Below are 22,095 nucleotides of genomic sequence, written 5' to 3'. Positions count from 1 at the left end.
CCCGAGACTCCCGTCAGGGGGCCGGTCGGTCTCGCCGGCCGCCTCGACGGGGGAGTACGCCGGAGTGCTCACAGACCACCCCACCCGAGGTCCCAGCAGACGACTCGGGTGGGGTGCTCTGGCGTCGGGGAAGGGGGCCGCGGGATTCGGAGCCTCCCAGGCGGAGTTGTTAGTCTAGAGAGTCGACCATTGCATACGAAGAAGGCTTGCACGTGTTCAACTCCCTCTCCGACAGGCTCACCGCGACGTTCAAGAATCTCCGCGGCAAGGGCAGGCTCTCGGAAGCCGATGTCGATGCCACTATCCGCGAGATCCGCCGCGCGCTCCTCGACGCCGACGTGGCGCTGCCCGTCGTCCGCGCGTTCACGGGGCGGATCCGCGAACGGGCGCTGTCGGAAGAGGTCTCGGGTGCCCTCAACCCGGGTCAGCAGGTCGTCAAGATCGTCAATGAGGAACTCGTCGGCATCCTCGGCGGACAGACGCGGCGGCTGACCTTCGCCAAGCGCCCGCCGACGGTGATCATGCTCGCCGGCCTCCAGGGTGCCGGCAAGACGACGCTCGCGGGCAAGCTCGCTCACTGGCTCAAGTCCGAGGGCCACCGCCCGATGCTCGTCGCCGCCGACCTCCAGCGGCCCAATGCGGTGGGCCAGCTCCAGATCGTCGGTGAGCGTGCCGGTGCCGTCGTCTACGCGCCCGAACCGGGCAACGGCGTCGGCGACCCGGTCAAGGTCGCCACCGACGCCATCGACGTCGCAAAGTCGAAGCTCCACGATGTCGTCATCGTCGACACCGCAGGCCGCCTCGGCATCGACGAGGAGCTCATGCAGCAGGCCGCGGACATCCGCGCGGCGGTCAACCCCGACGAGGTCCTCTTCGTCATCGACGCGATGATCGGTCAGGACGCCGTGACGACCGCCGAGGCGTTCCTTCAGGGCGTCGACTTCACCGGTGTCGTGCTCTCGAAGCTCGACGGCGACTCCCGCGGTGGTGCCGCGCTCTCGGTCGCCGAGGTGACCGGCAAGCCGATCATGTTCGCCTCGACCGGTGAGTCGATGACCGACTTCGAGCCGTTCCACCCCGACCGGATGGCCGACCGCATCCTCGACATGGGCGACATCCTCACCCTCATCGAGCAGGCCGAGAAGAACTTCGACGAGAAGGAGACCGCGAAGCTCCAGAAGAAGTTCGAGTCCGGCGAGGACTTCGACCTCAACGACTTCCTCACCCAGATGGCCGGTCTGCGGAAGATGGGCTCGATGAAGAAGATGCTCGGCATGATGCCGGGCATGAGCCAGTACAAGGACCAGATCGAGAACTTCGACGAGCGCGAGGTCGACCGGGTCGAGGCGATCGTGAGATCGATGACACCGTACGAGCGCAGCAACCCGAAGGTCCTCAACGGATCACGTCGCGCCCGCATCGCCAAGGGCGCCGGCACCACGGTGACCGCGGTCAACCAGCTCATGGAGCGCTTCACGCAGGCGCAGAAGCTCATGCGCGGCATGGGCCGCGGCGGCGGTATGCCGGGGATGCCCGGGATGGGCGGCATGCCCGGAATGGGCGGACTGCCCGGTGGGGGAGGCCCCAACCGGAAGAAGAAGGCCGCGGGGAAGAAGAAGGGCCGCAAGGCCGGCCAGTCGGGCAACCCGGCCAAGCGCGCCGAGCAGGCCCAGGCCGCCCAGGACCGGAAGGCGGGGAAGACGAAGGACCCGGTCGGTTCCGCGTTCGGCGGCGTCGACCTCGGCGGGGATGAGGACTTCGATCTCGCGAAGCTGCCGAAGGGATTCGGCGGCATGTTCCCAGGTGGAAAGAAGTAGCCCTTTCTGGCACAATGATCTCTTGTACTTTCGCCTCGGCGCGGGCCCTCTCTTCTGCCTCGAGTCGATAGTCCAGGTCGCAGACTCCGCCACGTCAACCCCACGACTGTGCGGTGCCTCTGTGCAAACAGAACACAAAAGGAGACACCACTACAGTGGCAGTCAAGATTCGTCTGACCCGCATCGGCAAGGTCCATGCACCCTTCTACCGTGTCGTCGTCGCCGACTCGCGCACCCGTCGCGACGGTCGCGCGATCGAGCAGATCGGCATCTACCAGCCGCTCAGCGACCCCTCGGTCATCGAGATCGACTCGGAGCGTGCGCAGTATTGGCTCTCTGTCGGCGCGCAGCCGACCGATCAGGTCCGCAACCTGCTCAAGCTCACCGGCGACTGGCAGAAGTTCACCGGTGAGGGCGAAGCCGTCAGCACCGTGAAGCCGCAGCCGGAGAAGGAGGCCTTCGTGGCTCCGACCGCCGACTCGGTGATCAAGGAAGCCATCACGCAGAAGAGCTCGGGCAAGGCTGACGCCGCCGAGGTCGAAGCTGAGGACACCGCTGCCGACGACGTTGCCAAGGCCGTCGAGGCCGAGGACGCCGCTCAGGCCGAAGCCGCTGAGGACAACGCCTGACATGTTGGCAGATTCGCTCGAACATCTGGTCCGCGGCATCGTCGATCATCCCGACGACGTCGCAGTTCGGTCCCGGTCGTCCCAGCGTGGGACGACGCTCGAGGTCAGGGTTCACCCCGACGACCTCGGACGTGTCATCGGCCGCGCGGGTCGCACCGCGAAGGCCCTGCGCACCGTGATCAACTCCCTTGCCGGCCGTGAGTCGGTGCGGGTGGACCTCATCGAGGCGTAGACCAACCACCGCGAAAGGGACGTCGGCCGCGTGCCGGACGTCCCCTTCGTGCATTCACCGCCGAGGCGGGGCTCGGGTCGGTGCCGACGCAACCGCTCGGTCTGAGTCCGCATGGTACGGATCGATCCATGCCATGCGGATCGGAACCGAGCGGGTGCAGCCGCAGAGGGTCCCGGCCGGAGAACTACACTGAGTGCTGAACGAGCACTCGCACACGACAAGGAGCACGCATGGACTTGGTGGTCGCCCGGCTGGGCAAACCGCACGGCATCAGAGGCGAATTCACCGTCGAGGTCCGCACCGACCGGCCCGACGAGCGGCTCGTGCCCGGGATGACCTATGCGACCGACCCGGACATCGGCGAACTCACGCTCACGTCCGCCCGCTGGCACCGCGACCGCCTGCTGCTCGCCTTCGACGAGGTCCCCGACCGGACACGCGCCGAGGAGATCCGCAACACGCTGCTCCTCGCCGAGCAGGACGACGAAGCCGACGACGAAGAGGCGTGGCTGCTCGACGACCTCATCGGACTCAAGGCGTTCGTCGGCGATGAGCAGGTCGGCGAGATCGTCGACGTCACCAACGGCACCGCCCAGGACCTCCTCCACCTCAGGCACACCGACGGCCACGAGGTCCTCATCCCGTTCGTTACCGAGATCGTCCCCGAGGTCGACACCGACGCCGGACGCATCGCGCTCACCCCGCCGGCCGGCCTCCTCGACGCCGAGTGAGCCCGGGCATGCGCATCGACGTCGTCTCGATCTTCCCCGCCTATCTCGAGGGGCTCAAGCTCTCCCTCATCGGCAAGGCCATCGAGCAGGGACTCCTCGACCTCACCGTCCACGACCTCCGCGACTTCACGTTCGACCGCCACCGCACCGTCGACGACTCGCCCTACGGGGGCGGGGCAGGCATGGTGATGAAGGCCGAGCCGTGGGCACTCGCGCTCGAGCACATCCTCGGCGAGGGGACGGGGGAGGCGACGAAGCCGATCCTCATCGTCCCGAGTCCCGCAGGTGAGGTCTTCGATCAGCGGATCGCGGAGGAGCTCGCGCACACCGAGCACCTCACGTTCGCGTGCGGACGCTACGAGGGCATCGACCAGCGCGTCCTCGACTGGGCGGGGCAGTCCTTCGAGGTGCGGCCGATGAGCATCGGCGACTACGTCCTCAACGGCGGCGAGGTCGCCTCGATGGTGATGATCGAAGCGGTCAGCCGGCTCATCCCCGGCGTCATCGGCAACCCCGAGTCCCTGACCGAAGAGAGCCACGAGGACGGCCTCCTCGAATACCCGATCTTCACCAAGCCCGCCACTTGGCGCGGCCACGACGTCCCGGAGATCCTGCTCAGCGGCAACCATGCCGCGATCGCCCGGTGGCGACGTGACCGACGTCTCGAACGCACCGCCGAGGTCAGGCCGGACCTGCTCACGGGCCTCGGTGACCTCGACGCCCGGGACCGGGAGGTCCTCGATCGGTTTGAGTCCGGGGACGGAACCGTGACAGAATAGATCGTCGCGTTTGTTGGCATCCACCTGCTTCAGGGGGATGGGTGCCCGAATCGCCCGCCGGATGGACTCCGGCGGCCAGGGGAGCGATCCCGGCAGACGAATCCGATCACCGGTCAGACCGGTCCGATATGCGTGTCCTCGACCTGAAGCAGAGGCCACAGGAGAAGCACTATGCAGAAGCTCGATGTTGTCGATGCAGCCTCGCTGAAGTCCGACGTCCCCGATTTCCGCCCCGGTGACACCCTCAACGTCCACGTCCGCGTGGTCGAGGGCAGCCGTTCGCGTATCCAGGTCTTCAAGGGCGTCGTCATCCGTCGCCAGGGCGACGGCGTTCGCGAGACGTTCACCGTTCGCAAGATCAGCTTCGGCGTCGGAGTCGAGCGCACCCTCCCGGTGCACTCGCCGATCGTCGAGCAGATCGAGGTCCTCTCCCGCGGCGACGTCCGCCGCGCGAAGCTCTACTACCTCCGCAACCTCCGCGGCAAGGCTGCTCGCATCCGCGAAAAGGCCTGATGACCGTCCGGCTCAGCGCCGCACGGACACGACATGCCGCAGCATGACGAGAACGCGACCTCCGGGTCGCGTTTTCGCATTTCCGGGATGGGGCGAGGAGGCGCGCGCGAAGGCGGCGCGTCCTCGTCCCGCCGCCTCTCGCCCACGGTGTGGAAGGTCCTCGCCGCCATCGCCGTCGTCATCGTCGTCCTCGGCGCCTCGGCGCGCGGCTTCGTCATCCAGCGCTTCACCATCCCCAGTGAGTCGATGCAGCCGACCCTCATGGCCGGCGACACGATCTCCGTGTGGCGCCCCGATGCGCTGGGCGGTCGGATCGACCGCGGCGACATCGTCGTCTTCGACGGACGCGGCTCCTTCGTCGACGACGCCCTGCCCACCCCGCTGCAGAAGATCGGCTCGTGGGTCGGCGTCGGTCCCCGCGACGTCTACTTCGTCAAACGCGTCATCGCCCTGGGCGGGGACACCGTCGAATGCTGCGATGCGCAGGGCCGACTGCTCCTCAACGGCGAACCCCTGAACGAGGAGTACGCGCCGCTGCCCGCCTCGGCGACCGAATTCTCCACCCGGATCCCCCAAGGCACCATGTGGGTGATGGGCGACAACCGGAACGACTCCGCCGATTCCCGGGCGCTGCTCGGGCGCCCCGGCGGCGGCTTCATCCCCGTCGACCGCGTCATCGGCCCGGTCATCGGTCACGGCTCCAGCATCGACTGATACGCTCGTTCCAGCCACCCCGCGCCGGTCGCGGACCCATGCGAAAGCGAACGAATGACCACCGAACCTCAGCCCTCCCCGCCCAAGTCGAAGAAGCTCCTGCGCGGCCTTGCCGAGACCGTGGTCATCATCATCATCGCCCTCCTCATCTCCACCGCGCTGAAGACCTGGGTGGTCCGATCGTTCTACATTCCCTCCGGCTCGATGATGGACACCCTGCAGATCGACGACCGGGTCCTCGTCAACCAGCTCGCCCCCAAGTTCGGCCCGGCCAACCGCGGTGACATCATCGTCTTCGACGATCCCGACGACTGGCTCACCGACGCCGAGGTGTCCGCCTACCAGCCCAACCCCGTCCTCGAATTCCTCGGCCTCGCCCCCTCCGACGCGGGCAACCAGCTCGTCAAACGCGTCATCGGGGTCGGCGGGGACACCGTCGAATGCTGCGACGCCCAGGGGAGGATCCTCGTCAACGGCACCCCCATCGAGGAGACGTATCTGCCGCCGGACACTGCGCCCTCCGAGATGGAGTTCTCCGTCACCGTGCCCGAAGGCTCCTACTGGGTGATGGGCGACAACCGGAGCAACTCCGCCGATTCGCGCTACCACCAGGACACCCAGCCGTTCGTTCCCGCCGAGAACGTCGTCGGCACCGTGTTCTTCGTCAACTGGCCGCTCAGCCACGTCCGGTGGGTCTCCACCCCCAAGGACGTCTTCGCAGACGTGCCCGATCCGCAGGGAATCACTGTCAGCTGATGACCGGACGAGGACTGCACGACCTCGGCGTCGAACGCGCACTCGCCGCCGAGGGGTATGAGATCGTCATCGGTGTCGACGAGGTGGGACGCGGAGCGCTCGCCGGACCGGTGAGCGTCGGCGTCGCCGTCTTCGAACTCGGCCCCCTGTGCGCCGCCGACGTGCCCGAGGGCATCCACGACTCCAAACAGCTCGACGGTCCCTCTCGGTCGGCGGCGACCGCTCGCGTCCAGGCATGGGCGCACGCCTCGGCCGTCGGATCGACCCTGCCTGCCGAGATCGACGCCCTCGGGATGACCATGGCCCTCAACCTCGCGGCTCGGCGGGCACTCGAGGGTGCGCTCGGCACAGCGTCCGGCGGCCCGGGTGCGGGTGCGTCGTCGCGACCGACGATGATCCTCCTCGACGGCAAGCACGACTGGCTCTCGGCTCCACTCACGCTCGACTGCCTGGGGATATTCGGGCCCGCCGCCGACATGGAGCTGCCGCCCGTGCGCACCGTGATCAAGGGCGACGGCAGCGTTCCCGTCATCGCGGCGGCGAGTATCGTGGCGAAAGTGCACCGCGACGAAACGATGATCAGCCTCGCCGAGGCGCACCCGCAGTATGGTTGGGAGTCGAACGTCGGATACGGAACCGTTCACCACCGGCAGGCCATCGCCGAGCACGGACCGAGCCTCCACCACCGGATGAGCTTCCGGCTGCACCCCGAGAACGACGCGAAGAGAGGAACGACGTGAGCACAGACGATCTCGACGACTACGAGGCCCAGCTCGAACTCCAGCTCTACAAGGAGTACCGCGATGTCGTCGGTCTCTTCGCCTACGTCGTCGAGACCGAACGCCGCTTCTACCTCGCCAACCACGTCGACCTCAAAGCGCACAACGACGCCGGCGACGTCTACTTCGAGCTCACCCTGCGCGATGCCTGGGTGTGGGACAGCTACCGGTCGGCCAGGTTCATCAAGATGGTCCACGTGCTCACGTTCAAGGACGTCAACATTGAGGAGATCGCCAAGTCCGACCTCGAGCCGCCGACCTCGATCGGGCGCTGAGCCGCCGCTGAACGGAATGCCGTCGGCGCCGAGGCTGACAGCCCTGACTCGTGCGTGATCCGGGTGTGGAGCGTCGCGCACTCATGTGCTCACGGCCTGTGGAGGCTCAACCGCTGTCCACAGGCCGTTCTCTGATGCTTCCAGACGACCACGTGCTGTGGTGGCCTGGACGGCATGGCACGGACGACGAAGACAGGACGGACTGCGCGGCCGACGGACACCCCGACCCGCGGTGACCGTCAGCTCGCCCTGGGCCGGACGGGTGAGGACCTCGCCGTCGCCCGCCTCGAGGCCGAGGGCATGGTCGTCCTCGACCGCAATGTCAGGTGCCGTGAGGGAGAGATCGACATCATCGCCCGCGACGGAGCGACCATCGTCTTCGTCGAGGTCAAGACCCGCCGCACGATGCGGCAGGGCTCACCGCTCGAAGCGATCACGCCGGTGAAGCTGCGTCGGATCAGGATGCTCTCGGGACTGTGGCTGCGCGAGCAGGCCGAGTTCTACCCTGCGACCCGCATCGACGCGATCGGCATCGTCATGTCACCGCGCCCGACCGTCACCCATGTGCGCAATGTGCAGGTCGACGCATGAGCGAACAGCTGCACATCGTCGATGACCCAGGGGATGACTGCGATGCTGTCGACGCCGACTGGAGCCCCGACGGCGACGAACCATTGGGAGTCGAGGACGCGAGGAGTGGCGAGACGACACCGGAGAAGACCGTCGTCGGACGGGCCGCCGCCGTCGCCCTCTGGGGGCTGGCCGGAAAGATCGTCTCGATCGAAGCCGTCGTCAGCGCAGGTCTTCCCGGCATCGACATCGTCGGCCTTCCCGACGCCTCGGTGAGCGAATCGCGCAAGCGGCTGCGTGCGGCGCTCGCCTTCCTCGGCATCCCGGTCGCCACCCAGCATCTGACGATCAACCTCACCCCGGGCAGTGTGCCGAAGATCGGCACCGGCTTCGATCTCGGCATCGCCGTCGCCGTGCTCAAGGCCCGCGGGATCATCAGCTCCGCCGAGACCGAGGCGGTCATCCACTGTGGGGAACTCGGCCTCGACGGCCGCATCCGACCGGTGAGCGGCGTGCTGCCGAGCCTCCATTGCGGCCTGCTCGCCGGCTTCGACCGATTCGTCGTTCCCGCCGGCAACCGGGCGGAGGCCGCGCTCATCGGAGACGTCGATGTCCTCGCGGTGTCCTCGCTGGCCGAACTCGTCAACGCCTACGGCGGCAGCCTCGCCGTTCCCGCCCTGCCACCGGTCGTCGAGGCTCCCGGACCGGGAGCGCATCCGACCGAACTCCACGACCTCGCCGAGGTGCAGGGGCAGGATGAGGCTCGGTTCGGGCTCGAGGTCGCCGCTGCGGGCGGTCACAACCTCCTCATGCGCGGCACCCCGGGCGCGGGGAAGACCCTGCTCGCTCAGTGCCTGCCCGGGATCCTCCCACCGCTCGACGACGCCCAGGCCCTCGAAGTCGCCGCGGTGCGCTCTCTGCGCGGGGAACTCGTGCCCGGTGAGGAGCTCGATCACCGGCCGCCGTTCGAGGCACCCCATCACCGGAGCACCGCCTCGGCGCTCGTGGGAGGCAGGAAGCCCGGCACGGTCGGCATCCTCAGCAAAGCCCATCGGGGTGTCCTCTTCATGGACGAGGCGCCGGAGTTCTCCCGGGACGTGCTCGAAGCGCTGCGGCAGCCGCTCGAGGCCCGTCAGGTCCACATCCACCGGGCCTGGGGGTCGATGGTGTTGCCGGCATCGTTCCAGCTCGTCATGGCCGCGAACCCGTGCCCGTGCGGGGCGGGCATGCAGGCGGGCGCGAACACGGTGTGCAACTGCACGCCGATGGACAGACGCCGGTACGGCAATCGCCTCTCCGGGCCTCTCCTCGATCGTGTCGACCTCCAGCTCGAGCTCTACCCCGTCACTCCGGCCGACCTGCGTCTCGGCGGGGAGCAGGAGTCGAGCGCAGGTGTGGCCGCACGAGTCGAGCACGCGAGGCGCGCGCAGGCGGATCGGTATGCGAACTGCGACTGGTCGCTCAATGCGATGGCACCGGGGCCGTGGCTGCGCGACCACTTCGGGATGCGACCGGCAGCTCTGCGCAGCCTCGACCGCGCGCTCGAGACGGGGAGGATCACGATGCGCGGCTACGACCGAGTGCTCCGGGTCGCCACGACCCTGACCGACCTCGCCGGGGCGGAGGCTCCCGACGCCGACCGGATCGCTGCGGCCCTCGCGCTGCGGACCCAGGAGACATGATGGACGTGACCCCGCAGCGCATCGCCGTCGCAGCACTCCTGCGGATCGGCGAACCCGGTGACGGCCTGCTCAAGGCCCTCGTCGATGCCGCGGGCCCTGTGACCGCGGTCGAACTCATCCGGGCGATCTCCTCCGGGGCGGTCGCGGTCGACGAGGTCGTCGGACGGCTCTCCGCCGAGCTCGGGGACATCACCGGTCAGGGGAGACTCCCCGAGGCGCTCGCCCGGTGGGCAGTGCGCGCCGCCGACGCCGACGGCGAACACGACCTTGAAGGCATGGCCCGCCTCGGCGGACGTCTCGTCATCCCCACCGACGACGAATGGCCGACCGCCATCGACGAACTCGGTCCCGCAGCGCCCTTGGGGCTGTGGGTGCGCGGGTCGGCGACCCTGCGCGAGGCGCTTGCGCAGGCGGTCGCCGTCGTCGGGGCGCGGGCGGCGAGCGGCTATGGGACGAAGTGCGCCTCCGACCTTGCCTGGGATCTCGCCGCCGACGGGTACACCGTCGTCTCCGGGGGAGCCTTCGGCATCGACGCGGCCGCTCACCGTGCGGCGCTCGCCCGGGAGGGCACGACGGTCGCATTCATGGCCGGGGGAGTCGACCGGTTCTATCCCGCGGCGAACTCGGACCTCTTCGCACAGGTGCTCGAGCACGGTCTCCTCGTCTCCGAGACCGCACCCGGGATGACTCCGATGCGCCACCGGTTCCTCCTGCGCAACCGCCTCATCGCCGCCTCGGCGCTTGCCACGGTCGTCGTCGAGGCCGGGTGGCGCAGCGGGGCGCTCAACACCGCCAGGCACGCGCTCGAACTCTCCCGCGTCGTCGCCGCCTACCCCGGGTCGGTGTACTCGGCGTCATCGGCCGGAACGAACCGGCTCATCCGTCTGAGGGAAGCCGACCTCGTCACCGGCGCCCCCGACGTCCTCGACCTCGTCCGGCCCGAGGAGCTGCCGTTGGGCGACCTCGGCGGCAGTGCAGCCGGGGATTCCTCTCGAGCTGGTGGGGGTTCTGGAGCGGGCGGCCGCGATGACCGGGTCGACGACCTCGGCGAACGGGAGCGGATCTGCCTCAACGCGCTCTCGGCGACGAAAGCCCTCGATGTCGGCACGCTTGCGGCCAGAGCGGGCCTGACGGTGGCCGATGCGCTCTCGGCGCTCGCCCTCCTCGAGATCGAGGGACTGAGCGAACGCGACGGGCCCGGGTGGAAGAAGCTGCGCCGGCGCTGAACGAGTACGCTTGAAGCGTGACCTCATCGCCTCGCTTCCCCGAGGTGGTCGACGACTACGCCGACCACCTGCGCGCGCGTGACGTCTCCGCCCATACCCGCCGCGCCTACGTCGGTGATGTCGGCGACTTCTTCGCGCACGCCGCCCATCTGCCGGGGCGACGCGCAACCCGGACCCCCGAACAGTCACGGGAGACCGACCGGTCACGGAAGACCGACGATTCGGGTGGCGCTGGGTCAGTGGGGTCCGGACGTGGGATCGCCGTGTCCGACATCAGCCTCGACGATCTGCGGTCGTGGCTCATCGCCCTCGACGATGCGGGAGCGGCGAAGTCGACGGTGGCGCGCAAGATCGCGGCGATCAAATCGTTCTTCTCCTACTGCGTGAGCACCCACGGACTGCCGTCCAACCCGGCCGCGCGTCTGCGCACCCCGAAGAAGGACTCACGGCTGCCCACCGTGCTCAAACCCCAGCAGGCGGCCGCCCTCGTCTCGGCAGGACGCAGTGGTGACGGAGGCAATCGGCGGGGAGGAGCCGGGTCGGACCGCGCGCGTGAGGGGGCCGGAGCGACAGCGAGCAGGGGAGCGGGGGCGGACTCCCAACAGGATGAGGCCGCAGAGTCTGACGATGACGCTCAGGCGCTGCTCGCCCGGGACGCCGCCATCCTCGAGATGCTCTATGCGACGGCCGTGCGCGTATCCGAACTCTGCGGCCTCGACCGCAGCGACGTCGACCACCAGCGGTCGATGATCACCGTGCTCGGCAAGGGCGACAAGGAGCGCCGGGTGCCCTTCGGCGGCCCGGCACGCGATGCCCTCGCGATCTGGCTGAGACTGCGGGAGCGCTTCGCCACCGACAGGAGCGGTGACGCGCTCTTCCTCGGCCTGCGTGGAGGCCGAATCGGCGCCCGCCAGGTCCGCGAGCTCGTCCACCGCTACGGCGCGAACAACCCCGACGCCCCCGACATCGGACCGCACGGTCTCCGCCACTCGGCTGCCACGCACATGCTCGACAACGGTGCCGATCTGCGCCAGATCCAGGAGCTGCTCGGGCATTCGACGCTGAGCAGCACGCAGATCTACACCCATGTGTCGATGCAGCGCCTGCAGGAGACCTACCGGCAGGCCCACCCGCGGGCCTGAGCGACTCGCTCACGTCCGGCACGCGCTCACTTCCTGAACTCCCAGTGCCATGCCTCGGGCAGGGACCCTCCCTGCCGTGCCCACGACGGATGCACCCATCCGAACGTCGGAGCGTTCGCCCGCATCCACTGATGCTCGGCACTGCCGAATGAGTTGATGCCGCCCCCGAGGTCCATCGCGAGCGCCCACCCGTGGTTCGACGTCCCCGGCGTCGCCGCGAGCTTTCCCTTGCGCCGTTTGAGGATGACCTGGGTGTCGTAGTCCCGGTAGGAGTCGGTGACCGAGATCGGCCTGCCGAACCGCGCGGAGTACGCGTGGGAGAGGCGGTCGAATGCGGCCTGCGCATCGCATCGGAGCATGTGCCCGGGGGCGGTGGTGAGCGGGCACAGCGCCGAGGCGGGAATGCGCCCATTCCGGTGTCCGCCCCACCCGCCCGCACCCGAATCCGTGTCATCGCCGGCCGGCTCTTCGGCCGGCTTGCGTGCGAGCGGCAGCAGGAGGGACGCATCCTGACCGAAGAACGGCGCCGGATCGACATACGCCCGGTCGCTGTCCTTAGGCCAGACGCCGATGTGGAGGCAGGACTCCTGGCAGTGCGCGCCCGTCGAGACCGTGCCGATCTGCTCACCAGCTGCGAAGCGGTCGCCGACGGAGGCATCCGAACGCGCCGGTTGGAAGGAGACGACGTGACCGGACTCCGTCGTGATGCTCATCGTCTCGGTGCCCGCCACCGAGCCGCGGAAGCGAATGGTGCCCGCGGTCGGGGCGCGCACGGGTTCGTCGGGTACGGCCCGGACGTCGATGCCTCTGTGCCCGGCCAGCCATGTCTCCCGCGGCGGATCGAAGGCGGTGACGATCTCCATCGCCGGTACCGGCGTGACCCAGGTGGTGCCCGCGGCTCGGGAAGCCTGCGGGGAGGCGTCAGCTGCGCCCACGCCGCCGAGGGCGACGAGAACCGCGGTGACGAGGACGCTGATCCACAGCAGCGGCCTGCTCGGCAGGGGACCGGCTTTGCGTCGCCGAGGCGGACGCGCAGACGGACGCCGAGTCGGACGGGCCGACAGTCGCCGTCGCGGAAGAGGGGCAGCGCTGCGGTGGGGCGGACGAGTCGATTCGGGAACGGCCATAACGCCCATGGAAATCGATGCCGCCGGTGCTGTCAGCAGAGGATTCTCCGCCTGTGGACGACCATCGGGCGTCCACAGGCCGCGCGCACACGAGTCGGTGCCGCATGCACAGGAGAGAGCACACGAGTGGGACCACCGGACCCCCGATGGGCCGGGCTCCGCTCACCCTCGCCGGTGCCCCACACCGCGGGGAGGCATGCTGAGCGCAATGCGCGTCCACAGCCGAATGCGCACGAGTCGCGGAAGCGGGGAGCCCGCCCGAGAGCGCAGAGGCGACGCGAACCCGACGGCAGCCTCGGCGGGAGGTGGCGCAGCCGCCCGGGCACGGGACAGGCACACCCGGCGGCCGCCTCGGCGAGGGACATCCTCCGATTGGCGCAGGCTTGGCCACCCGCGATAGACTGCCCTCAGCAGAAGCGTGTCTTCTGACTACGCGTATCCGATCTCTTCTCCATCCCATGGTGCATGCGTACGCGCATGTGGGTTGGGCGAACCGGGTACCAGGAATCAACCGAAACCGCCATCGTCGCCGCCAGCCCCGTGTTGGCCGCGAACCATGGCACAACGCACCCGCAGGGTGCACGAGAAAGGAGGGCGTCGGCATGGCCGTCGTCACCATCCGCCAGCTGCTCGACAGCGGCGTTCACTTCGGACACCAGACCCGTCGTTGGAACCCGAAGATGAAGCGCTTCATCTTCACCGAGCGCAACGGCATCTACATCATCGACCTGCAGAAGTCGCTGGGCTACATCGACACCGCGTTCGAGTTCGTCAAGGAGACCGTCTCCCACGGCGGCTCCATCCTCTTCGTCGGCACGAAGAAGCAGGCCCAGGAATCGATCGCCGAGCAGGCCAAGCGCGTCGGCCAGCCGTATGTCAACCAGCGTTGGCTCGGCGGCATGCTCACGAACTTCCAGACCATCTCCCTGCGTCTGCGCCGGCTGAAGGAACTCGAAGAGATCGACTTCGACGACGTTGCGGGCTCCTCGCACACGAAGAAGGAACTCCTCATCCTCCGTCGCGAGAAGGACAAGCTCGAGAAGACCCTCGGCGGCATCCGCGACATGCAGCGCACCCCGTCCGCTGTGTGGATCGTCGACACGAAGAAGGAGCACCTCGCCGTCGACGAGGCGAAGAAGCTGGGCATCCCGGTCATCGCGATCCTCGACACCAACTGCGACCCCGACGACGTCACCTACCCGATCCCGGGCAACGACGACGCCATCCGCTCGGTCTCGCTGCTCACCCGCGTGATCGCCGACGCCGTGGCCGAGGGCCTCATCGCCCGCCACTCCGGCGACGACGAGTCCGGTGAGAAGAACGTCTCCGCCGTCGAGCCGATGCCCGAGTGGGAGCGCGAGCTCCTCGAGGGCAACGCCGCCGAGGCGAACGCCGACGCCGCATCCGCCTCGACCGAAGCCTCCGCCGCTGCCACCGCAGCCGAGGCCCAGTCCGAGGAGACCACCGCCACCGACGCGACGGACGCCGCCGCCGAAGGTGCCGTCGCCGACGCCGATGCGAAGGCAGCGGACGCCGAGGGCAAGGCCGCAGCCGCCGACGCTGCCGCTGACTCCACCGAGTCCTGATCTCACTCACCTCCACCACCACTAGGAGAAAGAATGGCAAACTACACTGCCGCTGACATCAAGGAACTGCGCGAGAAGACCGGCGCCGGAATGATGGACGTCAAGAAGGCCCTCGATGAGGCCGACGGCGACCAGGCGAAGGCCATCGAGCTCCTCCGTGTGAAGGGCCTCAAGGGCGCCACGAAGCGCGAAGGCCGTGCCACCTCCGACGGTCTCGTCGCCACCTTCGTCGACGGCGGCGTCGGCACCATGATCGAGCTCGACTCGGAGACCGACTTCGTCGCGAAGTCGCAGCGCTTCATCGACCTCGCCGACGAAGTCCTCGCACTCGCCGTGTCGAACAAGTCCGAGTCGGCCGAGTCGCTGCTCTCGGTCGAGGCCGACGGCAAGACCGTCGCCCAGTTCATCACCGAGTCCGGTGCCGCCCTGGGCGAGAAAGTCGACCTGCGTCGCGTCGGTCGTCTCGAAGGCCAGAAGGTGGAGTCCTACCTCCACCGCACGAACAAGGACCTGCCCCCGCAGGTCGGCGTTCTCTTCGCCTACGAAGGCGATGACCAGGCCGTCGCGCACGACGTCGCCGTGCACATCGCCGCCCTCGCGCCGAAGTACTTCTCGCGTGAGGATGTCCCGGCCGAGCTCGTCGAGAACGAGCGCCGCATCGCCGAGGACACCGCGAAGAACGAAGGCAAGCCGGAACAGGCTCTGCCGAAGATCATCGAAGGCCGCGTCAACGGCTTCTTCAAGGAGAACTGCCTGCTCGACCAGGGATTCGCCAAGGATCCCAAGCAGACCGTGGGCAAGGTCCTCGAGGCCGCCGGCCTCAAGGCGACCGGTTTCCTCCGCTACCGCGTGGGAGCCTGATCCGCTTGTGATCGCTGTGGGGGTCCGTGAGGACCCCCACAGGATCCGATGACGGGGTCGGACCGATGGGTCCGGCCCCGTTTTCGCTAGACTGACCCAGACGAACCACCCGGATCGGCGCTGCCTGCGGCGGCGCCGAACGCATGGAAGAAGGACCTCATGACATCCACCCCGGTACACGAATCGAGCCACGCCAGCCGACCGGTGCGCACGCATCGTCGCCGCGTGCTCCTCAAGCTCTCCGGCGAGGTCTTCGGCGGAGGCAGCATCGGCGTCGACCCCGACGTCGTCGCTGCCGTCGCCCGGGAAGTCGCCCCCACCGTCGAGGACGTCGAAGTGAGCATCGTCGTCGGCGGCGGCAACTTCTTCCGCGGCGCCGAGCTCTCCCAGCGCGGCATGGACCGCACGCGCGCCGACTACATGGGAATGCTCGGAACCGTGATGAACTGCCTCGCTCTGCAGGACTTCCTCGAACAGCTCGGCGTCGACACCCGCGTGCAGACCGCGATCCCGATGTCCCAGGTCGCCGAGTCCTACATCCCGCGCCGGGCGATGCGCCACATGGAGAAGAACCGCGTCGTCATCTTCGGCGCCGGCGCCGGTCTGCCCTACTTCTCCACCGACACCGTCGCGGCCCAGCGCGCGCTCGAGATCCACGCCGATGAGGTCCTCATCGCCAAGAACGGCGTCGACGGCGTCTACACCGCCGACCCGAAGCTCGACCCGACTGCTGCGAAGATCGACGAGATCACCTACCAGGAGGCTCTCCAGAAGGGTCTCAAGGTCGTCGACGCCACCGCGTTCTCCCTCTGCATGGACAACCGGCTTCCCATGCACGTCTTCGGCATGCAGGGTGAGGGCAACCTGCGCAAGGCCATCGCCGGTGAGAAGATCGGCACACTGGTCAAGTAGCCCACACCGCACCGGTCCGGGTCAGCAGAAAACCACCTCGGACCCATAGAATGTTCACACAGCTCCAATCGACTGAAAAGAGTGTCTCGTGATTGAAGAAACACTGGCAGAGGCCAGGGAGAAGATGGACAAGGCCGTGGAATTCACGCAAGAGGACTTTGCGTCGATCCGCACCGGCCGGGCCAACCCCGCGCTCTTCGCGAACATCGAGATCGACTACTACGGCGCTCCCACGCCGCTCCAGCAGCTCGCGTCGTTCCAGACGCCCGAGGCCCGCACGATCCTCGTCACTCCCTACGACCGCGGGACCCTGGGTGACATCGAGAACGCCCTGCGCAACTCCGACATCGGTGCCAACCCCGCCAACGACGGCAACGTCATCCGCGTCGTCCTCCCCGAACTCACCGAGGAGCGTCGCAAGGAGTACGTGAAGATCGTCAAGGGCAAGGCCGAGGACGGCAAGGTCTCGATCCGCAACATCCGCCGCCACGCGAAGGACACCCTCGAGCGGATCAAGAAGGACGGCGAGGCCGGCGAGGACGAGGTCACCCGCTCGATCTCCGAACTCGACGACATCACGAAGAAGAAGGTCGACGCCATCGACAAGCTGCTCGGCCAGAAGGAAGCCGAGCTCCTCGAGGTCTGATGATCGCGTTGACCGGGCCCGACCGTCCCACCTCCGATCCGACCCCTGACGAGGGGTCGGATCGGGAGACCGCGGCGACCCCAGAGCCGACACCGTTCCCGAAGCGGCGCGACCTCCGCGGCACCGACACGGTCTTCACGCAGGAGACCGCTGCCGTCGAGGTGGAGGTCGAGACGGCGCCTGCACCCAAGGACTACGGCCGGGCCGGCCGCAACCTCCCGGCGGCGATCGGGATCGGCCTCCTCATCGGCGGGATCGTGCTCGCCTCGCTGATCCTCCTTCCCGAAACCTTCCTCTTCATCATCCTCATCGCGATCGTCGCCGCGATGTGGGAGCTCGCCAACGCGCTCTCCCGGTCCGGATCGCTTGTCTCCCGCATCCCGACGATGATCTCCGCGGCCTGCATGGTCGTCGCCACGTACTTCGGCGGCCGGGAGGCCCTGTGGGTGACGTTCGCCGCAAGCGCCGGGGCCGTCATGCTCTTCACGATGGTCGAGCGGCGCAAGAACGCGGTCAAGGACGTCTCCCTCTCCCTCTTCGCGCTCACCTACGTCGGCCTCATGGCGTGCTTCGTCGTCTATCTCCTCACCCTGCCCAACGGCAACTTCTACGTCATCATCTTCCTTGCCAGCGTCGTCGCCTCCGACATCGGCGGCTACGTCTTCGGCGTACTCTGGGGCAGGCATCCCATCGCCCCGCGGATCTCGCCGAAGAAGTCCTGGGAGGGCTACCTGGGATCCGTCGTCTTCACCACGGCCGTCGCCACGACGCTGGCGATCACCCTCTTCGACGCCCCGTTCTGGACCGGGCTCGTCATCGGCGTCGTCATCCCCGCGTTCGCCACCCTCGGCGACTTCAGCGAATCGATGATCAAACGCGACCTCCACCTCAAGGACATGGGCACCCTGCTGCCCGGTCACGGCGGCGTCATGGACCGCCTCGACTCGATCCTCCCGACCGCGCCCGTCGCCCTCGTCCTCTTCTCCTTCCTCCCCGGCTTCATGTGAGGCTGGGACGGCCGCCCGGTCGTCGCATCCCCTCGCCGAGGCGATCGCGGGCTCCCGTGTCCCCGACCACACAGCGTCGCCGGGACCGGCATGAGACAATGGGGGAGTGATACCTCCAGCTGGAAGCAGACAGGTCAGGCCCGTCGTCGAACACGCCGACGGGACGACGTCGACGACCCCGATGCGCGACGGTAGCCCGCTGCTCAACTTCAAGTCCCCCCGCGTCGCCCAACCTCAGCAGCACCTCGCGGACATGACGATGGACGAGCGCATCGCCGCCGTCACCGAGATGGGTCTTCCCGCCTTCCGCGCCAAGCAGCTCTCCACCCACTACTTCACGCGCTACCACACCGACGTCGAGTCGATGACCGACCTGCCCAAGGATCTGCGCGCACCCCTTGCAGAGCGCTTCTTCCCTCCGCTGCTCACCGAGGTCAGGCGCCTGACGACAGGCAACGGCGACACGATCAAATTCCTCTGGCGTCTCTTCGACGGTGCGCTCGTCGAATCCGTCCTCATGCGCTACCGCAACCGCATCACACTGTGCGTCTCGAGCCAGTGCGGCTGCGGGATGAACTGCCCGTTCTGCGCCACCGGCCAGCAGGGTCTGACTCGGAACATGTCGACGGCCGAGATCGTCGAACAGGTCATCCGGGCCAACCAGGCCATCGCCGCCGGTGAACTCGCGCCGTCCAAGCCGAGCGCCGACGCCGACGACGAGGTCGCCCTCGGTGCGGAAGCCGACGAGGAGCAGAACGAGACCCCCGGCGAGTCGTCCGCGGACCCGGCGACCGCCTCGGCGGGAGGACCGGAGCGGGTGACGAACATCGTCTTCATGGGCATGGGCGAACCCCTGGCCAACTACAAGCGGGTGATGAACGCGGTCCGCCGCTTCGTCGCCCCCGCGCCCGAGGGCCTGGGCATGTCGGCGCGACGGATCACCGTCTCCACCGTCGGCCTGGTCCCCGGCATCAACAAGCTCGCCGCCGAGGACATCCCCGTGACCTTCGCGCTCAGCCTCCACGCCCCCGACGACGAGCTGCGCGACGAGATGATCCCGGTCAACACCCGGTGGAAGGCCGACGAGGCGATCGACGCGGCCTTCAACTACTACAAGGTCACCGGTCGCCGGGTGAGCATCGAGTACGCGCTCATCAAGGACATGAACGACCACGCATGGCGGGCGGACCTGCTCGCGAAGAAGCTCAACGCCCGCGGCCGCGGCTGGGTGCACGTCAACCCGATCCCGCTCAACCCGACCCCGGGATCCGTGTGGACGGCCTCGGACCCTGCTGTCGCCGACGAGTTCGTCCGCCGGCTCGTCGACGCCGGCGTTCCGACGACGATCCGCGACACCCGCGGCTCCGACATCGACGGTGCCTGCGGACAGCTCGCCGCCGCCGACTGACGCCTGACCCGGCCGAGGCCGGACCCGACCCGGGCCCGAGCTACCGACACTTCGCGCCGCAGCGACTGCGGCGGACCACCGATGCTCGAACTATCATGGTGGAAACGACACACTCTGTACGGAGGAATCATGGCGGACACGACGTTCCCCCGCATGTCCGGTTGGAAGAACGGCTACGACCCGAAGCAGGTCGACAGCTTCTTCAAGAGGGCACGCGAGTCATTCGAACGACCCACGCCGCAGCCCGGCGACCTCGACTCCCGTGCCGTGCGCACGGTCGGCTTCGACCTCGTCCGCAAGGGCTACCACGTCGCCGTCGTCGACGCCGCCCTCGACCGCCTCGAGGACGCCTTCGCCAAGCAGGCCCGCGACCGTCTCATCGCCCAGTCCGGACAGGACGCCTGGGTGCAGGAGCTCACCCGCGTCGCCGCGTCCCTGCGGGGACGCCTCGTCCGTGAGGCGGGGGAGCGCTTCGACAGCCCGCCCGCCGGTGTCATCGGCTACGACATCGCGCAGGTCGACGACATGTGCGAGAAGGTCAACGCCTATTTCACGCAGGGCGTGGCGATGAGCGTCGACCAGGTCCGCAGGGTCCTGTTTAAGACCGCGAAGGGCAACAAGGCCTACGACGAGGATCAGGTCGATGCCTTCATCGACCGCGTCGTCGAGGTGATGGCCTCCGTTGACTGACTTCCACTGGTTCACCAAGCCCGGTGACGGGACTCCCGGCACCCTCAACCCGGTCTTCGAGATCCTCGACTACCCGATCGTCCTCGGTCGGGCCGACGACACCGTCATCACCGGGGACGTCCCGGACACGCCCCTCATCGACGGGCGCGAGGTCACCGATCCGCGCCTGCTCAAGGCACTCGCCGTGCCCGTCGAACTCGACCGCGCCGAGGCGCTCGACCGCAGCGCGAAACTCGCCGGAATCCTCCGGACGATGGGAGTCGACACCGGGACGAGCAGGGTGCGCGTCGACGCCGATGTCCCTGCTGTCGCCCGGGCGCTCAGTGTGCTTGCTGCGATGCGCCTCGGTGTCGTCGTCGACGCCCGCACAGATGGTTCGGAGACCGACCCCGCCGAGGTGCGCATCGTCGCGATCGACGCCGACCCGATCGAACCCGGACGGGCCTCGGTCAAGGTCGTGCGTTCGCGCTTCGAGGGCGTCGGTGTGAGCATCGCGGGGGAGACCGCGAACCTCGACCAGGCGATGCGGGACTCCCGCGTCGAATCCGCCGAGGTCGCCCCGCTCGACCCGTCTCAGACCCTTGTTCTCACCGACGACGGTCCCCTCAGCGCGGCTGAGAGCCTGCCCTGGCTCGAGGAGTTCCTCCGCGAACAGAGGTGAATGCCGACCGCCCCGCACCTCGGCGCCGATGGCGGCGCACAAGGGCGGGGCGGATGCGACCGGTCGGATGACCAGGTGCGCCGGTCGGGGACGCCGACCGGCACCGACCTCAGTTCGCGAAGGCGTTGATCCCGGTGAGGGCCCGGCCGAGCGTGAGCTGGTGGACCTCATGGGTGCCCTCGTAGGTGAGCACGGTCTCGAGGTTGACCGCGTGGCGCAGCGGCGGATACTCGCTCGTGATTCCCGATCCGCCGAAGAGCGCGCGCAGGTCCCGGCAGACGTTCATCGCCGTGTCGACGTTGACCATCTTGCCGAGGCTGATCTGCTCGGGGCGCACACCCTTCGCGGAGTCCTTGAGCTCACCGAGGTGAGCGGCGAGCAGCGTGATCTGCGAGTACTGGCCGAAGGCCTTCGCGAGCTTCTGCTGCGAGATCTGGAATGAGGAGATCGGGCGATCGAACTGGATCCGGGTGCCCGTGTACTCGATCGCTGAGAGCAGAGCGTCGCGGGCGGCACCGGTGACTCCGAAGACGATGCCGAAGCGCGCCTCCGACAGGCACGAGAGCGGAGCCTTGAGGCCCTTGGCCTCGGGCAGCATCGCATCCTCGGGCAGGCGGACGTTGTCGAGGACGATCTCACCGGTGATCGAGGCCCGCAGGGAGATCTTGCGGTGGATCTCCGGGGTCTGCACGCCCTCGGTGTCCGACGGCACGACGAAGCCGCGGATGACCGGACGGCCCTTGTCGTCGGTCTCCTCCGTCTTCGCCCACACGACCATGACGTCGGAGACGGGTGAGTTCGTGATCCACATCTTCGAACCGTTGAGGATCCAGTCGGAACCGTCCCTGCGGGCGGTCGTCTTCATGCCCGAGGGGTCGGAGCCGACGTCGGGTTCGGTGAGCCCGAAGCAGCCGAGTGCCTTGCCGGCGGCCATCTTCGGCAGCCACTCCTCCTTCTGCGCCTCGGAGCCGTAGCGATGGATGGCGAACATCGCGAGCGACCCCTGGACGGAGACGAGGGAGCGCAGACCCGAGTCGATGGCCTCGAGCTCACGGCAGGCGAGACCGTACTGGGTGGCGGTCGACCCGCCGCAGCCGTAGCCCTCGAGGTGCATGCCGAGGACGCCGAGCTCCCCGAGGCCCTCAGCGAGCTCGCGGGCGGGAATGGTCGCATCGAGGAAGTAGTCGCCGATCTTCTCGCGGACGTTCTCGTCGAGCCACTTGCGGACGACGTGCGCGAACTCGAGGTCATCGGCGTCGAAGACCGAATCCAGTCCCAGGATCTCGTCGGGGCTCATCGTTGCACTCATCTATACCTCTCTCGCCTTTGATCTGGTGTGCTCCGCCCACGCC

Annotated in this window: 24 protein-coding genes; 22 read left to right on the top strand and 2 right to left on the bottom strand. The window is 68.2% G+C overall.

The genetic code is table 11. The annotated features are described in order from the left end of the window. Positions 1 to 212: 212 nt before the first annotated feature. The 14 genes from ffh to AC0VYB_RS12340 all read left to right on the top strand — a co-directional run bounded on the left by ffh (position 213) and on the right by AC0VYB_RS12340 (position 11,845). Complete coding sequence (gene ffh / locus AC0VYB_RS12405) at positions 213 to 1,817, top strand: signal recognition particle protein (RefSeq protein ID WP_009378336.1); 1,605 nt, start codon at positions 213 to 215, stop codon at positions 1,815 to 1,817. A gap of 155 nt (positions 1,818 to 1,972) precedes the next feature. Further along, positions 1,973 to 2,446: a 30S ribosomal protein S16 gene (gene rpsP, locus AC0VYB_RS12400; RefSeq protein ID WP_475384724.1), complete on the top strand. Its 474-nt coding sequence runs from the start codon at positions 1,973 to 1,975 to the stop codon at positions 2,444 to 2,446. Between the two features lies 1 nt (position 2,447). Beyond that, positions 2,448 to 2,678, top strand: a complete 231-nt coding sequence (locus AC0VYB_RS12395; protein ID WP_009378338.1) for an RNA-binding protein — start codon at positions 2,448 to 2,450, stop codon at positions 2,676 to 2,678. 230 nt (positions 2,679 to 2,908) lie between these two features. Then, complete coding sequence (gene rimM, locus AC0VYB_RS12390) at positions 2,909 to 3,409, top strand: ribosome maturation factor RimM (protein WP_009378339.1); 501 nt, start codon at positions 2,909 to 2,911, stop codon at positions 3,407 to 3,409. 8 nt (positions 3,410 to 3,417) lie between these two features. Further along, positions 3,418 to 4,188 (top strand): tRNA (guanosine(37)-N1)-methyltransferase TrmD, encoded by a 771-nt coding sequence (gene trmD, locus AC0VYB_RS12385; RefSeq protein ID WP_009378340.1) that lies wholly within the window; start codon positions 3,418 to 3,420, stop codon positions 4,186 to 4,188. A 171-nt stretch (positions 4,189 to 4,359) separates the two neighbouring features. Beyond that, entirely contained in the window at positions 4,360 to 4,701 is a 342-nt protein-coding gene (rplS, locus tag AC0VYB_RS12380) for a 50S ribosomal protein L19 (RefSeq protein ID WP_009378341.1), read from the top strand. A gap of 87 nt (positions 4,702 to 4,788) precedes the next feature. Beyond that, positions 4,789 to 5,415 carry a signal peptidase I gene (gene lepB, locus AC0VYB_RS12375; protein WP_040341818.1) on the top strand — a complete coding sequence of 209 codons (627 nt, stop codon included), beginning with the start codon at positions 4,789 to 4,791 and terminating at the stop codon, positions 5,413 to 5,415. Positions 5,416 to 5,469: 54 nt separating this feature from the next. Further along, positions 5,470 to 6,171, top strand: a complete 702-nt coding sequence (gene lepB / locus AC0VYB_RS12370; RefSeq protein ID WP_009378343.1) for a signal peptidase I — start codon at positions 5,470 to 5,472, stop codon at positions 6,169 to 6,171. Next, positions 6,171 to 6,911 carry a ribonuclease HII gene (locus tag AC0VYB_RS12365; RefSeq protein ID WP_009378344.1) on the top strand — a complete coding sequence of 247 codons (741 nt, stop codon included), beginning with the start codon at positions 6,171 to 6,173 and terminating at the stop codon, positions 6,909 to 6,911. The genes lepB (AC0VYB_RS12370) and AC0VYB_RS12365 overlap by 1 nt, the downstream gene beginning before the upstream one ends. Continuing rightward, on the top strand, positions 6,908 to 7,225 hold the full coding sequence (locus AC0VYB_RS12360; protein WP_009378345.1) for a DUF2469 domain-containing protein: 318 nt from the start codon (positions 6,908 to 6,910) through the stop codon (positions 7,223 to 7,225). The genes AC0VYB_RS12365 and AC0VYB_RS12360 overlap by 4 nt, the downstream gene beginning before the upstream one ends. Positions 7,226 to 7,399: 174 nt before the next feature. Then, on the top strand, positions 7,400 to 7,816 hold the full coding sequence (locus AC0VYB_RS12355) for a YraN family protein (protein ID WP_009378346.1): 417 nt from the start codon (positions 7,400 to 7,402) through the stop codon (positions 7,814 to 7,816). Beyond that, a complete protein-coding gene (locus AC0VYB_RS12350) occupies positions 7,813 to 9,477 on the top strand; it encodes a YifB family Mg chelatase-like AAA ATPase (RefSeq protein ID WP_009378347.1) in 1,665 nt (554 codons plus the stop codon). Before AC0VYB_RS12355 ends, AC0VYB_RS12350 begins: the two co-directional genes overlap by 4 nt. Further along, positions 9,477 to 10,703 (top strand): DNA-processing protein DprA, encoded by a 1,227-nt coding sequence (dprA, locus tag AC0VYB_RS12345; protein WP_009378348.1) that lies wholly within the window; start codon positions 9,477 to 9,479, stop codon positions 10,701 to 10,703. Before AC0VYB_RS12350 ends, dprA begins: the two co-directional genes overlap by 1 nt. A 17-nt stretch (positions 10,704 to 10,720) precedes the next feature. After that, positions 10,721 to 11,845 (top strand): tyrosine recombinase XerC, encoded by a 1,125-nt coding sequence (locus tag AC0VYB_RS12340; protein ID WP_009378349.1) that lies wholly within the window; start codon positions 10,721 to 10,723, stop codon positions 11,843 to 11,845. 26 nt (positions 11,846 to 11,871) lie between these two features. Here AC0VYB_RS12340 and AC0VYB_RS12335 read toward each other — a convergent pair whose 3' ends face one another. Beyond that, positions 11,872 to 12,780: a peptidoglycan DD-metalloendopeptidase family protein gene (locus tag AC0VYB_RS12335; RefSeq protein ID WP_223289966.1), complete on the bottom strand. Its 909-nt coding sequence runs from the start codon at positions 12,778 to 12,780 to the stop codon at positions 11,872 to 11,874. Positions 12,781 to 13,574: 794 nt separating this feature from the next. Between AC0VYB_RS12335 and rpsB the strand changes: the two genes are divergently transcribed. From rpsB to AC0VYB_RS12295, 8 genes are all read left to right on the top strand, one after another. Continuing rightward, complete coding sequence (gene rpsB / locus AC0VYB_RS12330; RefSeq protein ID WP_063249026.1) at positions 13,575 to 14,558, top strand: 30S ribosomal protein S2; 984 nt, start codon at positions 13,575 to 13,577, stop codon at positions 14,556 to 14,558. Between the two features lie 33 nt (positions 14,559 to 14,591). Beyond that, on the top strand, positions 14,592 to 15,419 hold the full coding sequence (tsf, locus tag AC0VYB_RS12325; protein WP_009378352.1) for a translation elongation factor Ts: 828 nt from the start codon (positions 14,592 to 14,594) through the stop codon (positions 15,417 to 15,419). 159 nt (positions 15,420 to 15,578) lie between these two features. Continuing rightward, positions 15,579 to 16,331 (top strand): UMP kinase, encoded by a 753-nt coding sequence (gene pyrH, locus AC0VYB_RS12320; protein ID WP_040341769.1) that lies wholly within the window; start codon positions 15,579 to 15,581, stop codon positions 16,329 to 16,331. A gap of 88 nt (positions 16,332 to 16,419) precedes the next feature. Continuing rightward, positions 16,420 to 16,977 carry a ribosome recycling factor gene (gene frr, locus AC0VYB_RS12315; RefSeq protein WP_009378354.1) on the top strand — a complete coding sequence of 186 codons (558 nt, stop codon included), beginning with the start codon at positions 16,420 to 16,422 and terminating at the stop codon, positions 16,975 to 16,977. Beyond that, complete coding sequence (locus tag AC0VYB_RS12310; RefSeq protein ID WP_009378355.1) at positions 16,977 to 17,984, top strand: phosphatidate cytidylyltransferase; 1,008 nt, start codon at positions 16,977 to 16,979, stop codon at positions 17,982 to 17,984. The genes frr and AC0VYB_RS12310 overlap by 1 nt, the downstream gene beginning before the upstream one ends. A gap of 181 nt (positions 17,985 to 18,165) precedes the next feature. Beyond that, positions 18,166 to 19,392, top strand: coding sequence for a 23S rRNA (adenine(2503)-C(2))-methyltransferase RlmN (gene rlmN / locus AC0VYB_RS12305; RefSeq protein ID WP_063249025.1), 1,227 nt, complete (start codon positions 18,166 to 18,168; stop codon positions 19,390 to 19,392). 129 nt (positions 19,393 to 19,521) lie between these two features. Then, entirely contained in the window at positions 19,522 to 20,082 is a 561-nt protein-coding gene (locus AC0VYB_RS12300) for a DivIVA domain-containing protein (RefSeq protein ID WP_009378357.1), read from the top strand. Further along, entirely contained in the window at positions 20,075 to 20,743 is a 669-nt protein-coding gene (locus AC0VYB_RS12295) for a hypothetical protein (RefSeq protein WP_063249024.1), read from the top strand. The genes AC0VYB_RS12300 and AC0VYB_RS12295 overlap by 8 nt, the downstream gene beginning before the upstream one ends. 109 nt (positions 20,744 to 20,852) lie before the next feature. Here AC0VYB_RS12295 and AC0VYB_RS12290 read toward each other — a convergent pair whose 3' ends face one another. Continuing rightward, positions 20,853 to 22,052: an acyl-CoA dehydrogenase family protein gene (locus AC0VYB_RS12290; protein WP_040341771.1), complete on the bottom strand. Its 1,200-nt coding sequence runs from the start codon at positions 22,050 to 22,052 to the stop codon at positions 20,853 to 20,855. Positions 22,053 to 22,095: the final 43 nt, after the last annotated feature.

It is taken from the genome of Brevibacterium sp. Z349TD_9 (assembly GCF_056173565.1).
The sequence above is the reverse complement of the archived record's forward strand: the minus strand, read 5'-3'. Positions and strand labels throughout refer to the sequence as shown.

What these genes read in the sequence shown, in the direction of transcription:
- rplS (WP_009378341.1), top strand. Translation starts at nt 4,360, where the DNA reads ATGCAGAAGCTCGATGTTGTCGATGCAGCCTCGCTGAAGTCCGACGTC.
- AC0VYB_RS12395 (WP_009378338.1), top strand. Translation starts at nt 2,448, where the DNA reads ATGTTGGCAGATTCGCTCGAACATCTGGTCCGCGGCATCGTCGATCAT.
- tsf (WP_009378352.1), top strand. Translation starts at nt 14,592, where the DNA reads ATGGCAAACTACACTGCCGCTGACATCAAGGAACTGCGCGAGAAGACC.
- rimM (WP_009378339.1), top strand. Translation starts at nt 2,909, where the DNA reads ATGGACTTGGTGGTCGCCCGGCTGGGCAAACCGCACGGCATCAGAGGC.
- rlmN (WP_063249025.1), top strand. Translation starts at nt 18,166, where the DNA reads ATGCGCGACGGTAGCCCGCTGCTCAACTTCAAGTCCCCCCGCGTCGCC.
- AC0VYB_RS12290 (WP_040341771.1), bottom strand. Translation starts at nt 22,052, where the DNA reads ATGAGTGCAACGATGAGCCCCGACGAGATCCTGGGACTGGATTCGGTC.
- AC0VYB_RS12365 (WP_009378344.1), top strand. Translation starts at nt 6,171, where the DNA reads ATGACCGGACGAGGACTGCACGACCTCGGCGTCGAACGCGCACTCGCC.
- lepB (WP_009378343.1), top strand. Translation starts at nt 5,470, where the DNA reads ATGACCACCGAACCTCAGCCCTCCCCGCCCAAGTCGAAGAAGCTCCTG.
- AC0VYB_RS12350 (WP_009378347.1), top strand. Translation starts at nt 7,813, where the DNA reads ATGAGCGAACAGCTGCACATCGTCGATGACCCAGGGGATGACTGCGAT.
- dprA (WP_009378348.1), top strand. Translation starts at nt 9,477, where the DNA reads ATGGACGTGACCCCGCAGCGCATCGCCGTCGCAGCACTCCTGCGGATC.
- pyrH (WP_040341769.1), top strand. Translation starts at nt 15,579, where the DNA reads ATGACATCCACCCCGGTACACGAATCGAGCCACGCCAGCCGACCGGTG.
- AC0VYB_RS12310 (WP_009378355.1), top strand. Translation starts at nt 16,977, where the DNA reads ATGATCGCGTTGACCGGGCCCGACCGTCCCACCTCCGATCCGACCCCT.
- AC0VYB_RS12355 (WP_009378346.1), top strand. Translation starts at nt 7,400, where the DNA reads ATGGCACGGACGACGAAGACAGGACGGACTGCGCGGCCGACGGACACC.
- lepB (WP_040341818.1), top strand. Translation starts at nt 4,789, where the DNA reads ATGGGGCGAGGAGGCGCGCGCGAAGGCGGCGCGTCCTCGTCCCGCCGC.
- AC0VYB_RS12300 (WP_009378357.1), top strand. Translation starts at nt 19,522, where the DNA reads ATGGCGGACACGACGTTCCCCCGCATGTCCGGTTGGAAGAACGGCTAC.
- trmD (WP_009378340.1), top strand. Translation starts at nt 3,418, where the DNA reads ATGCGCATCGACGTCGTCTCGATCTTCCCCGCCTATCTCGAGGGGCTC.
- rpsB (WP_063249026.1), top strand. Translation starts at nt 13,575, where the DNA reads ATGGCCGTCGTCACCATCCGCCAGCTGCTCGACAGCGGCGTTCACTTC.